12 protein-coding genes are annotated in these 13,658 nt (G+C 61.4%); 4 read left to right on the top strand and 8 right to left on the bottom strand.

Annotated features, from left to right (window positions below; all coding sequences use genetic code 11):
- Positions 1-67: 67 nt before the first annotated feature.
- From Mal15_RS24015 to Mal15_RS24000, 4 genes are read right to left on the bottom strand one after another with little or no spacing between them, the layout of a single operon-like run.
- A complete protein-coding gene (locus tag Mal15_RS24015; RefSeq protein WP_147870083.1) occupies positions 68-1,462 on the bottom strand; it encodes a tetratricopeptide repeat protein in 1,395 nt (464 codons plus the stop codon).
- Positions 1,459-2,217, bottom strand: coding sequence for a DNA repair protein RecO (recO, locus tag Mal15_RS24010; RefSeq protein WP_147870082.1), 759 nt, complete (start codon positions 2,215-2,217; stop codon positions 1,459-1,461). The genes Mal15_RS24015 and recO overlap by 4 nt, the downstream gene beginning before the upstream one ends.
- Positions 2,218-2,553, bottom strand: a complete 336-nt coding sequence (locus Mal15_RS24005) for a tetratricopeptide repeat protein (protein ID WP_147870081.1) — start codon at positions 2,551-2,553, stop codon at positions 2,218-2,220.
- 2 nt (positions 2,554-2,555) lie between these two features.
- The gene (locus Mal15_RS24000) at positions 2,556-3,509 is read right to left on the bottom strand and encodes a hypothetical protein (protein ID WP_147870080.1); all 954 of its coding nucleotides are present in this window, start codon (positions 3,507-3,509) and stop codon (positions 2,556-2,558) included.
- A gap of 306 nt (positions 3,510-3,815) precedes the next feature.
- Between Mal15_RS24000 and Mal15_RS23995 the strand changes: the two genes are divergently transcribed.
- The 3 genes from Mal15_RS23995 (at position 3,816) to Mal15_RS23985 (ending at position 7,095) form a co-directional block, all read left to right on the top strand.
- Positions 3,816-4,451, top strand: a complete 636-nt coding sequence (locus tag Mal15_RS23995; protein ID WP_390623400.1) for a cytochrome c oxidase subunit 3 — start codon at positions 3,816-3,818, stop codon at positions 4,449-4,451.
- Positions 4,452-4,589: 138 nt separating this feature from the next.
- Positions 4,590-6,191: an ABC transporter permease gene (locus Mal15_RS23990; protein WP_147870079.1), complete on the top strand. Its 1,602-nt coding sequence runs from the start codon at positions 4,590-4,592 to the stop codon at positions 6,189-6,191.
- A gap of 160 nt (positions 6,192-6,351) precedes the next feature.
- A complete protein-coding gene (locus Mal15_RS23985) occupies positions 6,352-7,095 on the top strand; it encodes an ABC transporter ATP-binding protein (RefSeq protein ID WP_233902986.1) in 744 nt (247 codons plus the stop codon).
- 116 nt (positions 7,096-7,211) lie between these two features.
- On the opposite strand, the gene Mal15_RS23980 is transcribed toward Mal15_RS23985, so the two are convergent.
- The 3 genes from Mal15_RS23980 to Mal15_RS23970 all read right to left on the bottom strand — a co-directional run bounded on the left by Mal15_RS23980 (position 7,212) and on the right by Mal15_RS23970 (position 10,317).
- Complete coding sequence (locus Mal15_RS23980) at positions 7,212-8,354, bottom strand: iron-containing alcohol dehydrogenase (protein ID WP_147872418.1); 1,143 nt, start codon at positions 8,352-8,354, stop codon at positions 7,212-7,214.
- Positions 8,355-8,612: 258 nt separating this feature from the next.
- Complete coding sequence (locus Mal15_RS23975; protein WP_147870077.1) at positions 8,613-9,584, bottom strand: serine O-acetyltransferase; 972 nt, start codon at positions 9,582-9,584, stop codon at positions 8,613-8,615.
- A gap of 349 nt (positions 9,585-9,933) precedes the next feature.
- Complete coding sequence (locus Mal15_RS23970) at positions 9,934-10,317, bottom strand: hypothetical protein (RefSeq protein WP_147870076.1); 384 nt, start codon at positions 10,315-10,317, stop codon at positions 9,934-9,936.
- Positions 10,318-10,852: 535 nt separating this feature from the next.
- Here Mal15_RS23970 and Mal15_RS23965 point away from each other — a divergent pair.
- Complete coding sequence (locus Mal15_RS23965; protein ID WP_147870075.1) at positions 10,853-11,272, top strand: hypothetical protein; 420 nt, start codon at positions 10,853-10,855, stop codon at positions 11,270-11,272.
- Between the two features lie 692 nt (positions 11,273-11,964).
- On the opposite strand, the gene Mal15_RS23960 is transcribed toward Mal15_RS23965, so the two are convergent.
- Positions 11,965-13,374, bottom strand: a complete 1,410-nt coding sequence (locus Mal15_RS23960) for a Gfo/Idh/MocA family protein (RefSeq protein WP_147870074.1) — start codon at positions 13,372-13,374, stop codon at positions 11,965-11,967.
- Between the last annotated feature and the right edge of the window lie 284 nt (positions 13,375-13,658).

The following is a 13,658-nucleotide window of genomic DNA, read 5'->3' as shown; positions in this document are numbered from 1 at the left end:
CACCAACGGCGCTTGATTGCGTGCACGGTTTGGGGGGGCGACTGAGCGTCCATCGCGTGGTGGCCTGTTAGCGGAGCAGCTTCTTGCCGGTCGTTTCGCTGGGGGTGTCCGTCGGAGATTCCTCGGAGGTCTCCTCGGTCGATTCCACGGAGTCGACGGTCACCAGCGGCGTGGAGCGTTTGGACGATGGAAACGCTTTGGCGATGGCGCGAATGGCGAAATTCTGTGTCGGCGTGGCCGGCAGATCGTCGATCTGTGCCAAGACATCGCGAGCCCGATCGGCCTGCGGCGTGGTGGGGTGGTCACGCAGGATCTTGCGATACAGCTGTGCCGCGGCGCCGTACTCTTTTTTGCGTTCTCGATACTTGGCTCGGAACGCAAGTTTCTCGGCTTTGTGGTAGGCGATTTCCGCGGCCGCCCGGGCGAGCAGCTGGTTGTATTTCTCTTCGCGCAATTCGTTCGGGAAGCGGCGACGTGTTTGTTTGACCAGTTCGTCGGCTTCGTCCAAGACCAGTTCGCTGTACTCCGGTCCGCCATAGATTTCCAGCTTGCACCGAATCCCCAGCAAGTGTGCCAGGAACAGGTGGTCGCTGTCGGTGAACGTTTCACGAAGGTCGGTCAAGAACTCGTCTGCTTTCTCGTACTGTTCATTGCGAATGTGTTCGGCGGCGGCCGCCATGGTCGCGTCATCGGCCAGCTTGCCGGTCGGATCGTCGTATCGAATCTGGTCCAACACCCGGATCGCATGGCCGTCGGCATCGCGTAGCGGACGTGTGGTGTCAAAGAAATTGAGCGAGTACCAGGCATCGTCGCCGGCCTTGGAGACATCGATCCAATACTTGCTGATCGAAAACAGTCGTGCGGCGGCGCGGTCGCCGTGTCGGTTGCGTGGGAAGTCCTTTTGCAGTTTTTCAAAGGCGTCGCGTGCGCCGTTCAAATCATTGGCAAAGAACAACGACTCACCTTGCATGAACAACGCGTCTTGGTTCAATCCCGAACCGGGTGCCTCTTTGCAGGCCCGTTCGAACAACTCGGCGGCCTCGGCGAACATCCCGGTGCGGGTCGCTTTGGGAGCCCTGGCGGCCTGTTTGAAAAGTTCGTCCCCGCGCCGGTACAGCTGCTTCGCTTTGGGGATGTCTTCGTGTTTTTTACCCGTCACATAGCCGACCAATCGATTGGTGCTGGGCAGACCGCTGACCAGGCTTCCGCCGGCGTTGGTGACGGAGTCCGACGCCACGCGGGGCGGATCCTCCGATTGGACCGGCGGCGGTGGTTGCGTGTCCGATTCGCTGGTCGCCACGGATCGAAACGGCAGCTTGGGAAACCAGCTGCGCGTCGTCGACCCGCCGCCGAAACTCTGGCACCCGGCCACGGCCGCCAACAAGCATGTCCCAAAGAACGGTCGCAAAACGCCTCGGACGAAACGTTCGGGGCGGTCCAATTGTTGATGATTCTTTTTCATTCCACCGGTTCCATCCGGGCGGGCAGGTAAGGTTGCATTTTCGGAATTGAGCCGAGGATTGCTTGGATGTATCGGTTGATCAGGCCTCGCATCTCCCGATAAACCGACGAGGGAAGCTCGATCGGCAGTCGCGTGTGGGGGGCCAGCAATCGTTCCAAGTGATCGATGGTTTCACCGCTGACCGTCAACAGGCTGTGCTGGCGCGGTCGACAGTCGCGACACACGACGCCGCCGGCGATCGGTGCGAACGCGATCCGCGGGCTATCCCCGACGCGACCGCCGCAATCAACGCATCGGCGCGTCGCCGGAGCATGACCGAGCAAACGCAGGGCCGAGGTGTCAAAGCCGAGCAGTGCCAAGGCGGAATTTCCCTTGCCGTCGATCTGCCCGAGCGCGTCGAGCGTCAGGTCGTACAGCCCGGGATGGGGATCGTGATTGTCCGTCAACAGTCGAAGCATTTCGGCGATGTAGTATCCGGCATAAACGCGATCCAACGACTTTTCCGCCCCGCGAAAACGACGCTGGAGCTTGGCCTCGGTCAACAGATCGAGCGCATCGGAGGATTTCCGAATCAGCACTACACGACAGACGGCCAGCAGGTCAAGCGAACCTTCGAAGGAACTCTTGGGACGGCGAGCCCCCTTGGCCAACGCCGCGACTTGGCCGAAGTCGCGTGTCAACAGCGTGACGACCAAGCTGGTTTCGCTGAACGGGATCGTCCGCAGAACGACCGCCGTGGTCTGCTCGGCGGCCATTTACAGTTCGTCGTCGTCTTCGCCCAAGTCGCCGAGCGTTGCCAGCAATTCGCTCATTTCCGCCGCGGCATGTCCATCGCCCTGATGACGAGCCTGGTCGATGCCATCGCGCAAGCGCGTCCGGGCCTCGTCGATGCGGCCCAAATCGACCAGCTGTTGGGCGGCCATGAAGAAGGCCGGAACGTAAGGGGGAGTGTCACGCATCAGTTCGCCCAGTTTTCCCAGGCTGCTGTCGTGATCTCCTTCGCTCCGCAATTCCATGGCCAAGCTGTAACGCAAGAACGTGTCCGAAGGATCGTCTTGCAGCATCGCCAGGATCTTTTCTTTGCGTGACATGCCTAAAGCTCCTTCGTCCAACGCTGGCCGCGTTGCGTGTTCTCAAAATGAAGTGACGTGAGTTGTTCTTTGAGCTGCGAATGTTCACCATCGATCGCGGTTTCGACGCGAAAGACACATCGCGTGGCCATCGATTGGATGATCGCGGCGATCAAAAAGGTTTCCGCGGAGGTCAATTCGCCGGGCGTTTCGGTGACCGACAGATCCAAAATGGCCTCCGAACAGCTCATCACCTGTGCCTCCGGGTCGCTCAACCACAATCGCACGTTGGCCAGTCGATCGCCGTTGCGGTGGTTGATCAGTTGGTGGTGTTCGATGTCCAGGTGGGCCATCGCCGAGGCATAGCGTCCTTGTTGCGGAACGACGGCGGATCGCTCGGCCCGCGTCGTGCGGCGAAACTGCATCATTTCGCGGTTGACCGGCGGGCGGTAGGGGGCCGTCGTGACCACCATCCGCTGAAAACTCCTCTCGGGTGAATACCCATGCCGGCTCAACAGCGACGCGGCGCGGACGTCGACGTCCGGGACGCCGATGCCGTGACCGATGGGAGCCAAACCGACGTAGCCGCATTGTTGGTCTCGCATCGGACCGGCCAAGATCGAGTGGCATTGTTCGGCTCGGATGCGTTTTTCGGCCGCGGCGAGCAGGTCGTCACAGCATTTCAGGCCGGCGTGGGTGAAGCAGATCGCCGACAGGATCGCGACATCGCCGGCCGGCATCCCCGACCACTCATCGCCGTGATCGCCCGGTCGGCTGAAATGACACCAGGCTTCGACATGCCCGTCGATGGTCGCGACCAACAAATCCCGGGGCGAAAAAAACGCTCGCGACAAGATTGCACGCTCGATGATGGTCGCACTGATCGGTGGCGGCGATTGGGCCGCCGTCCAATGCTCGCTCCACACCCTGGCCAGCCCGGGTAAGTCTGCATTACAAAAATCGCGTACTTCGCTCATGGGGGGGCTGCCTCGTGAATGACTCGTGGGAAGATTGTCTGAGGAGGCAAAATGCGGTTGGAAAGGTGAGGTGGGAAAGCACACTGCCGCACGGTCGTTGGCCAGGGCAGCGGAACGCTGTCCGCTGGACTATGATTGCCAAGCATACCGCCTGAACCGAAAAAACGTTACCGGCTTTCAACACAACTTTCATCCCCAGACCGGCAGTGTACAACCCCGCCAGAGATTCGCGGGCGCTCCGCCGGGGCGTCGCGCTGATGAAAACAGGGTTCACCGTAACGCACACAGGCACCGAATTCGAAACCGATGGCAGCAGGAACAAGCGTGACCGATCCGCTGGACGACCGAGGTAAAGTTTTGCCTCCCGTGTTGCCGGTGGACCGCCGGGTCAAGCAGGGGGGCTGGCTGTTTCTGCTTTCACTGCTGGTGTTCTTCGTCGCCACGCTGTTGCTGTATGCCCTGTATGCGATGTCACGCAGTGACGACCCGCTGAAACAGGTCCCACTTCCCAAGACCTTTTTGGTCAGCACGGTGTGTTTGATCGTGATCAGTTTTCTGGTCCACGCGGCGACCCGAGCGGTTCGCCGCGATCGATTCCGCACGACGGGCTGGTTGCTGGGGACCAGCACCGCCGCGGCGGTCGTGTTCACCGTGGTCCAGTGCCTGGCGATGACGGAAATCCTGCTCGGTCCGGCGACCTTTGAAGGCCCGGGGCGCGGGGTGGCCGGCATGGTCGTGGTGCTGGCCATTTTGCACGCCCTGCACGTGTTGGGCGGCATCATCGCGTTGGGCATCGTTGCGGCCCGTTCGGCGATCGGGTTGTACGACCACGAACGCCATTGGCCGGTCGATTTCGCCGCCCACTATTGGCACTTTCTGGACCTGGTGTGGCTCTGCATGATCGTGACGTTCTGGCTGACCACCGGCGGGTTCGGGTTTTAAATGGACAACGTTTCTTCTGCGAAGTGGCGTTGTCCAGCCTGACTTCATCTTTACGTCGTCGGCGGCAGTTCCCTAGACTGCGGCCCAATACGGTGGAACGGATGCCACAACACCGACACGAGCCAAAGGACGGGCTAAATGTATCGCTGGTTACTCTGCTTTCGTTATCTCAAAACACGCTACATCGCGCTGGCGTCGATCATCTCCGTCACGCTCGGGGTGGCGACGCTGATCGTCGTCAACAGCGTCATGAGCGGTTTTTCGACCGAGATGCACGAGCGGCTGCATGGTCTGGCGTCGGACGTGATGATCGAATGTCACGCCACCGGCGGCATGCCCGATCCGGACGCCCACCTGCGCGAAATCGAGCGAATCTGTGGTCCGGCCCTGGTCGGATCCTCGGTCAGCGTCAGTGTGCCGGCGATGCTGGGGATCGATTTCCGCGGCCAACAGATCGGACGTCACGTCAATTTGATCGGTTTGGACCCGACGACCTACGACAGCGTCAGCGACTTCGGCAAATACCTGCTGCACCCGGAAAACCAAAAAGCTGCCAGTTTCCAGCTGCGTGAATCCGGGTACGCCCCCGATCGCAAACAGCTCGCCGCGGCCGGTTGGCGACACCGTCGCGATCGCGTCAGCGAAGAACGGCGGATCGAAAAGCTGGTCGCCCAAGAGCGGAAAATGATGGCCGAGCTGCGGCGCAAGGCCGGCGGCGAGCCCGATTCAAGCGAACAGGAACCCGGCGGACAAGACGAAGCGGCGGCCGCGGCGGCCGAAGGGCCTTCCTTCGGGCCTTCGTTCTCGCAGGAATTGATCACCGGCAGCAGTGACCAGTTGGTCGCCGCGGTGGACCCGATGACCGAACAGTTTCCCGGCATCATCCTGGGGATCTCCACCTGCAGCGTTCGCCACCGAGACGATTCCGGCGAAGTCACCGACCATTACTACGCCCAGCCGGGCGACGACGTGCGGATGATCTTTCCCAACGCGGCGGGCGAAACGAAAGTCATCAACCAGAAATTCACGGTCGTCGATCTGTATGAATCGGGGATGAGCGAGTACGACAGCACGTTCGCGTTCGTCCGTCTGGACCAGCTGCAAGAATTCCGCGGCATGATCGATCCCCAGACCGGGGTCCGCAGCGTCACCACGATCCAATTAAAACTGGCCGAAGGCACCGACCTGAACGCCATCCGCGACGCGCTGCGACATCGTTTTCCGCCCGAGTTGTACGCCTACAACATCCAGACCTGGCGCGATCTGCAAGGCCCGCTGCTGTCGGCGGTGCGACTGGAAACCACCATTTTGAACATCCTGCTGTTTTTGATCATCGCCGTGGCCGGGTTCGGAATCCTGGCGACGTTCTTCATGATCGTGGTCGAAAAAACGCGCGACATCGGAACCCTGAAAGCGCTGGGCGCATCGGGGCGCGGTGTCAGCAGCATCTTCATGTCCTATGGATTGCTGTTGGGTTTTGTCGGCAGCGGTGCCGGTTTGGTCGGCGGGCTGTTATTCGTGCACTACATCAACGACATCGCGCGGCTGCTGGAATTGTTCACGGGCCAAGAAGTGTTTGACCCGACGGTTTATTACTTCACCGAGATCCCGACGATCGTTCACCCCTTCACGCTGGTTTGGGTGATGTGTGGCGCGATCGCCATCGCGGTGCTGGCCAGTGTTTTGCCGGCGATGCGGGCGGCACGCATGCATCCCGTCCAAGCGTTGCGTTTCGAATGATGAACAGGAAAGGTGTCCAACAGCCTTTTTGATCCAGACAAGTTGGTGTGCGGGCTTTCGCCGCCCACGGTCGCCGCGTCGCAGCGACCGGGAATCGCCTAAAGGCTAGACACCAACGGTTGCAGATGTGTTCCCCCTCCCCATGCCTTGAGACCGTTTGATGCCGACTCCTATCGTTTTGACCGCGCGCGGATTGACCAAGAGCTATCACAAGGACCGCATCGACGTTCCCGTGCTTCGCGGCGTCGATGTTGAAGTCCGACAAGGCTTGGTCACGGCACTGGTCGGCCGCAGCGGCAGCGGCAAGAGCACGCTGATGCACCTGCTGGCCACGTTGGATCGGCCCGACGCGGGCGAGATTTTTTTTCGGGGCAACCGGATCGACAACGCACCGCGCGCCGTCCGCGATCGCTATCGGAATCATGAAATCGGCATCATCTTTCAGTTCTATCATCTGTTGCCGGAACTTTCGGCGATCGAAAACGTGCTCGCCCCGGCCATGATCGGGCAACGCGTTTGGAGCTATTTCAAGTCGCGGTCAGAAAACCGTCGCCGGGCCGAAGCGCTGCTCGATCGAGTCGGGTTGCTGCACCGCGCGAAACACCGCCCGAGTGAAATGAGCGGCGGCGAGATGCAACGGGTTGCGATCGCTCGGGCACTGATGACCGATCCGAAAATGCTGTTGGCCGACGAGCCGACCGGCAACCTGGACACCGAGACGGGGCAGGAGATCTTAGGCTTGTTGGCGGATCTGAAAGAGTCGGACAATCTGACGATCCTGATGATCACCCACGACGACGAAATCGCCGCCTCGGCCGACGTCTGTTGGCGGATGCAGGACGGACAGATTCACCGCGACGCCGACCTGGACGACGCGCCCGTTTTGGCCACCCAAGCGGCCTAGTCGTCTCCCGTAGCTTCGTTTTCGATTGGGCTGGACCGTCGCCGTCCTCTCCGAGGTCGGCGCAGGGCCAAGCTTCACTTTGTCGCGCACGCGGAGTTCGGAGAACACGGCGACCCTCAGGCCACCGATCGATACAGCAGTTCGGCGTTGGTTTTGTCCAGCGGGACCGGGTTGAAGGTTCCGGTCCATTGTTTGAGCGCTTCTTCGACAAAGCTTTCGATCCCACTGGCGGGAATCGAGAGCGCGTTCAAGCTGGTCGCCAGATCGGCTTGCTTGAGCCAGCGGGTGACCATCTCGGCCAACCGATCGGGCGCCTCGGACGCGCTGACCGTCGGATCGACGTCGCGCAACAGTTCCGCGTACCAGTCGCCGTGGTACTGGCCGTTCAGGCGAATGACGGCGGGCAACATCAATCCGACCGCTTGGCCGTGGGTGATGTCGTGCCGCGCGGTCAGCGGGTTGGCGGTGGCGTGGGCGGCACCGAGCATGGAGGTTTCGATTGCCATGCCGGCAAAGCAGGCGCCGAGTTGCATCTTGCTGCGGGCGTCGATGTCGTCGGGCGATTGCAGCACCCGCGAAAAACCTTCGGCCAACAGCCCGAAGGCACGACGCGAGTACGTGATCGACATCGGATTGCGTCGGTTGGTCACGTAGGTTTCGATGGCGTGTGAGATCGCGTCGATTCCCGTCAGCGCCGTCACGCTGCGGGGCTGAGTCAGCGTCAGCTCGGGATCCAGCAGCGCGATCCTGCACGCCGCCTTGGGATCACCGCAAGCCATTTTGACGTGCGTTTCGGCGTCGCTGATCAAGGCAAACGATTGGGCTTCGCTGCCGGTGCCGCTGGTCGTCGGCACGGCGATCATCGGCAACATGTCCGCAGTCGCTTTGCCCACCCCGTGGTAGTCGTGAATCGTCCCGCCGCCGGAATAGACGAAATTGATTCCCTTGCAACAGTCCATGCTGCTGCCGCCGCCGAGACCGATCAGCAAGTCCGGTTTGACCTGGGCGGCCTTGGCGACCCCTGCATCGACCATCGCCGAAGTCGGGTTTTCGGCGAAGTCGTGGAACGATTCGACGTGCAAACCGGCCGCACGTAAATTGTCGACGCCGTGTTGAAAGTGGCCGGCATCGACGATCCCTGCGTCGCTGACCACCAGAACGCATCGGGGGCGGAATCCTGCGGCCAGCTCACCGAGCCGGGAGAAAACGCCCTGCCCAAAAACGATTCTCGTGCGGGTGATGGCATCAAATGGTGTCAATTCGGTCATCGATCTCGCGGGAATCGGCGAAGCGGCGGTGGAAATCAGTCCGGGGAGGATTTTACCTGATCGGCCAACCCCGGCCCAAGTCAACATGGCTTTTTCACGGATCGGCCCGCCAGGGGGGGCTGTCGTCATTGGCGCAAAAAACACCGACTGGCGTAGGTCGTGCTGAACGAGCCCGAAGCGCAAGCGATTGGATCCGCCTCGCCCCTCGCTTGCGATTCAGACTTGTCTTGGCCGGACCAACTCCGGCCGCTAGATCTGGTAATTGACGTGCTCGTTGACCGCGTCGGCGGCGGCCGCGCCGCGGACCTTCAAGGAGGGCTGTTCCAAGACCACCGTCGTTTTCGGGGAGACGCTGCGAGTGATCCAGACGCTCGATCCGATCACCGAATCGCGTCCCACCACGGTTCGGCCGCCCAGGATGGTCGCGTTGGCGTAAACGACCACCCCATCCTCGATCGTCGGGTGCCGCTTTTGGCCGCGGATCAGTGTTCCACTGTCATCCGTCTTGAAACTCAGAGCCCCCAGCGTGACCCCCTGGTACAACTTGACGTGGTCGCCGATCTCGCAGGTCTCGCCCACGACCACACCGGTCCCGTGATCGATGAAGAAGTACGCGCCGATCGTCGCACCGGGGTGAATGTCGATGCCGGTTTGTTTGTGGGCCCACTCGGTCATCATTCGTGGGATGAACGGGACGTCCAAACGGACCAGTTCGTGGGCGATGCGATAGACGGTGATCGCTTCGATTCCGGGGTAGCAAAAAACGACTTCATCGGTCGTTTGGCAGGCCGGGTCGCCGTCGAACGCCGCCTGGACATCGGTGGCCAACGTTTTCCGCAGATCCGGGATACGCTCCAACAGCTCGATCGCCATCGCCTGGCCCTTGGCCTCGAAATCGGTCTCGCTTTCGCAGTCGTTGTGCTTGTTGCGGACCCGGTCTTCGTGCCGCAGCGCGCGAGCGATTTGCGTCGTCAGCTGATCGTGCAAGGTATCGATCGTGCTGCCGACGTGGTAGGAGATGTTGCCGGCGTGCAACCCCACCTTGCGGCGATAGCCGGGGTACAAGATGTCCTTGATGTTCAACAAGATTTCGATGACCGCTTCGTAACTGGGAAGCGGGCAGTGGCCGAGGTGATTGATCGCATCGTCGGGCGTGTAGGTCGCCACGATGCGCTCGGTCAAACGCGGCAGCTGTTCTTTCAATCGGACGTCGGATGCCACAACAACCTCACGCGTGTGCTTGGAAACATAGGGGCCACGCAAAAAAAGAAAGAGCGTCCAGGGCGACACCTGGTTCGCCATCCTCGCTGGACGGTCGCGGCGATTACGGTAGCGTAACTCTCGTCGACTTTCGAGCGGGGAGGATTTCCGCTGCGAAAAGCGCTGCGAAACACGCTATCGACGCCGCATCCATCGTCCGACCGTCCGCCTGCCAACCGATGGAGCCCCCCTGGGAGAACTCCGTCTGTGTGGCATCATTATACGTTCCGGCCGGCGACGCGTCCCTGGACGATCGTCCGCGTCCACTGACTACCGTCCGCGTCCACTGACTACCGTCCGCGTCCACTGACTATCGTCCGATCGTCGGCGGATCGTTCAGCAAGAAGTCACGCGGACCACGCACCGTGTAGTACGGGTAGGCCACTTGGCCGGTCGGCGGTCCCGGAGTGAAATTCTGGCTGGTCGTCGTGTTGGCGCGACAGCCCATCGTCCCCGGACCCAGATGCGAGCTGTAATTCAGCCCTCCCTGTTGCCAGCCGATGTTGCCGGGGACACACCCCGTTCGGCAACCGCTGCCGCACGCATTGCAGCTCCCCCCCCCCATCTTGCCCAGCAAGCCCTTGCCGCTGGAGCAGGCGCCCGTCGAGCAATTACTGCGGGTGTGATTATGTAAACATCCGGTGCTGACAACGAGCAATCCGGCCAACGATCCAATCCATAACCAACGGTTCATCGCCGAGTCCTTTTGGGCATCTTGCTTGTGTGGCTGCGCCAATATCGCGAACGTGGTTCGAGATCTGACGACGCCCTCTGATATGTCCGGCCAGAGTCGCAGGCGGCTGGTGAGACGCAACGGTCAATCCTTCGACCCTGCCCCTCCACGTCGCCGCCCACCGCGGGATTCTCTGGCACACGTTTTCCATCGACGTTGCGATCAGCTCGGTACACACAATCCGTGCGACCGGTACCAGGGATTCAAAATCGCAAACGAACAAAACCCGCAAATTACCCAGGTGTTGCTAGCAATCGGCAGGTTGCCGATGCGGGGCCATCCATCGCCGGTCAAGTATCGCGACCTTCGCCGGAAGCTGGTTCTCCGGCGTTTTCCAGGCTCGGGCGAGCGTCGCGACGTCCACACCGGTGTTGCGCAACGGTTCTGCCTCTCGCCCCGCGGTCCGCCTTGAATCGGCCGGCACGGATTTGGTAGCAGTCAATCCACGGTGCATTCCGCATCCTCCGAACGCCTCCCCGAACCCACCACAGCTCTGATGAAACTGTCTGCATTAATGACCGCTGTCGCGATGACGCTATCGCTGGTCGCCGCCGGGCTTGCCGGCAGCGCCGCCGCTCAAACCGGCATCACGAACTCGACGGTCGTGGTTCCGACACAAGGAGCGGCCCTGGATGATTATTTGATCAGCCGTCTACGTGCGACCACCGACGACCAGCGTCAGTACATCCGCGAGATCGTCAAGCTGGTCGATCAGAACAAGCTTGAAAAGCGAGTCGTGTTGGCGTTGGAACGCTATGCGCGTCGCAAGAGTCCGTATTTTCCGCTGCCGGCCTACGAACGCGCGATGCGGGTTGAGGCCGCCAAACGCCGCGTCAACGTTCCGACGCTGAAAGAGATTGTCGCCCGCAACGGCGTTTCCGCGGCCCGCGCGGTGCGAGACTCGCGGTTCCGTTAGGGAGACGCTTGGTGGGTTCCACCAAGATCACGCCTGCCTGGTTCCCGGGCCGTGCCTCCGGTGTGTGGCAGGAGCCACACCGGCAGCGCGTTCCAAGGCGGAGCCTTGGAACGAGGGCGGGATGCGGCAGTTTATCCCTCGTTCCCAGGCTCCCGCCTGGGGACGCAATTTCCCGGAGGCTCCGCCTCACGTTGTCGAGCCGCGTGTGGCAGGAGCCACAACGGCAGCGCGTTCCAAGGCGGAGCCTTGGAACGAGGGGGGGAGGGGCAGTTTATCCCTCGTTCCCAGGCTCCCGCCTGGGGACGAAATTTCCCGGAGGCTCCGCCTCACGTTGCCGAGCCGCGTGTGGCAGGAGCCACAACGGCAGCGCGTTCCAAGGCGGAGCCTTGGAACGAGGGCAGGATGGGCAGTTTATCCCTCGTTCCCAGGCTCCCGCCTGGGGACGCAATTTCCCGGAGGCTCCGCCTCACGTTGCCGAGCCGCGTGTGGCAGGAGCCACACCGGCAGCGCGTTCCAAGGCGGAGCCTTGGAACGAGGGCGGGAGGGGCAGTTTATCCCTCGTGCCCAGGCTACCGCCTGGGGACGCAATTTCCCGGAGGCTCCGCCTCACGTTGTCGAGCCGCGTGTGGCAGGAGCCACACCGGCAGCGCGTTCCAAGGCGGAGCCTTGGAACGAGGGCCCGAAAGCTGCGGCTACAGTTCCCAGCCGCTGCGATATTCGCGTGCGACGAACTGATTGACCTCGGACACGTTGGTGCTCTTCAGGTTCTTCGCATCCCACTCGATCCGTTTGCCTTCACCGGCGCGCAGGGCTAGGTTGCCGACCAGGATCGTTTCGGTCAGACGTCCGGCGTAACCGAAGTTGGACATCGTGCCGGGCTCGTACTCACCCTTGATGGTGCTGACGAATTCCCATTTCTGGCGTTGGTCGTTACCGGCCTTGAACGGGATCCGCGGCAGCCACGGGTCGGGGTACTTGAAGTCTTTGAAATCATCTTGGGGCAGGATATCAAACTGGGCTCCGTAGTCGTTTGCCGAGAACACCATGCCTTTGCTGCCGACGACCAACGCGCCGCTGGTTTTGCTGCCGCCTTCGCGCTGCTTGGCGATGCGTTCTTGGAATCGTCTGGGAAGCTTGCTGATCAAGTCTTCGCGGGGCAATTCGCCGCCGTCGTACCAAAAGAAATCGCAGGCCGGCAGACCTTCGCGTTCGGGAAATTCGAACATCAGGGCGCTGCTGGCCGGATAGGTTTCACCTTCGAAGATCCCGGGATTTTTGATCGCGGTGACGGCGACGGGGTCCCACAATTTCAGTGCCATCACGGGCATGTTGGTGGTGTGACAGGCCATGTCGCCCAGGGCGCCGGTTCCGAAATCGACCCAGCCGCGCCAGTTGAACGAGTGGTAGACGCCCTTTTTGAAGGGACGCATCGGAGCCGGGCCGATCCAGGCGTCCCAGTTCAGGTTTTCCGGGACCGGGTCTTCGCCCTCGGGACGCCCTTGGCCTTGGGGCCACACCGGTCGGTTGGACCAAACGTGCACTTCGCTGACATCGCCGATCGCGCCGCTTTGGATCACTTCGACGGCCGTCCGCAGCCCGTCTTCGCTGGTGCCTTGGTTGCCCATTTGCGTCACCACCCCCATTTGCTCGGCGGTTTCACGCATCAAACGGGCTTCGCTGATCGACCAGGTCAGCGGTTTTTGGCAATAGACGTGCTTTTTCATCCGCATCGCACGCACGGCCGCGGCGGCGTGGGTGTGGTCGGGCGTGCTGACGGTCACGATGTCGATTTTGTCGCCGACCTTGTCCAGCATTTCACGAAAGTCGCTGAACTTTTCGGCATCGGGAAACTCGCGAGCCTTCTTGTTGACGGTGTCGCCGTCGATGTCGCAGAGGGCCGCGATGTTGACACCGTTTTCGGCGATGTGGCTGGTGTCGCTGCCGCCTTTTCCGCCGACACCGATGCACGCCGCACTAAGCCCCTGCAGGGCTGATTCTTGAGCCTTCAGAACAGGCGAGGTTCCCGTCCAGTAGCCGACTCCTACCGCGCCGGCGGCGGCGGTACGACCGAGGAAATGACGGCGATTGGTCCGTTTGGTCATGCAAAAATTCCTTGAGTTGGAAATGACGTGGTTGCAAGGCGTCAAAGCGAGCGGCGCTGAAGGTGGGAGGTGGGGTTCCGTCCTTGCCTGCCAGCGCTGCCGAATGCGCAATTAGGAAGACGTAACAGCCTCGCAAGGATAACCTGAAGCCCGCTAATAAACAACGTTCCCAAGGCCGACAGCAGCTTTCCCGACCGAACTTCGTTGTCAAGCGACGTCCGATTTGTCACATTGGAGGCTCCAAGACGAACGAATCACTTTCCCCCTCGCCCCCCAACAAATCC

Origin of the sequence: Stieleria maiorica (assembly GCF_008035925.1) — a bacterium.
In the GTDB taxonomy this organism is placed as follows: domain Bacteria; phylum Planctomycetota; class Planctomycetia; order Pirellulales; family Pirellulaceae; genus Stieleria; species Stieleria maiorica.
The sequence above is the reverse complement of the archived record's forward strand: the minus strand, read 5'-3'. Positions and strand labels throughout refer to the sequence as shown.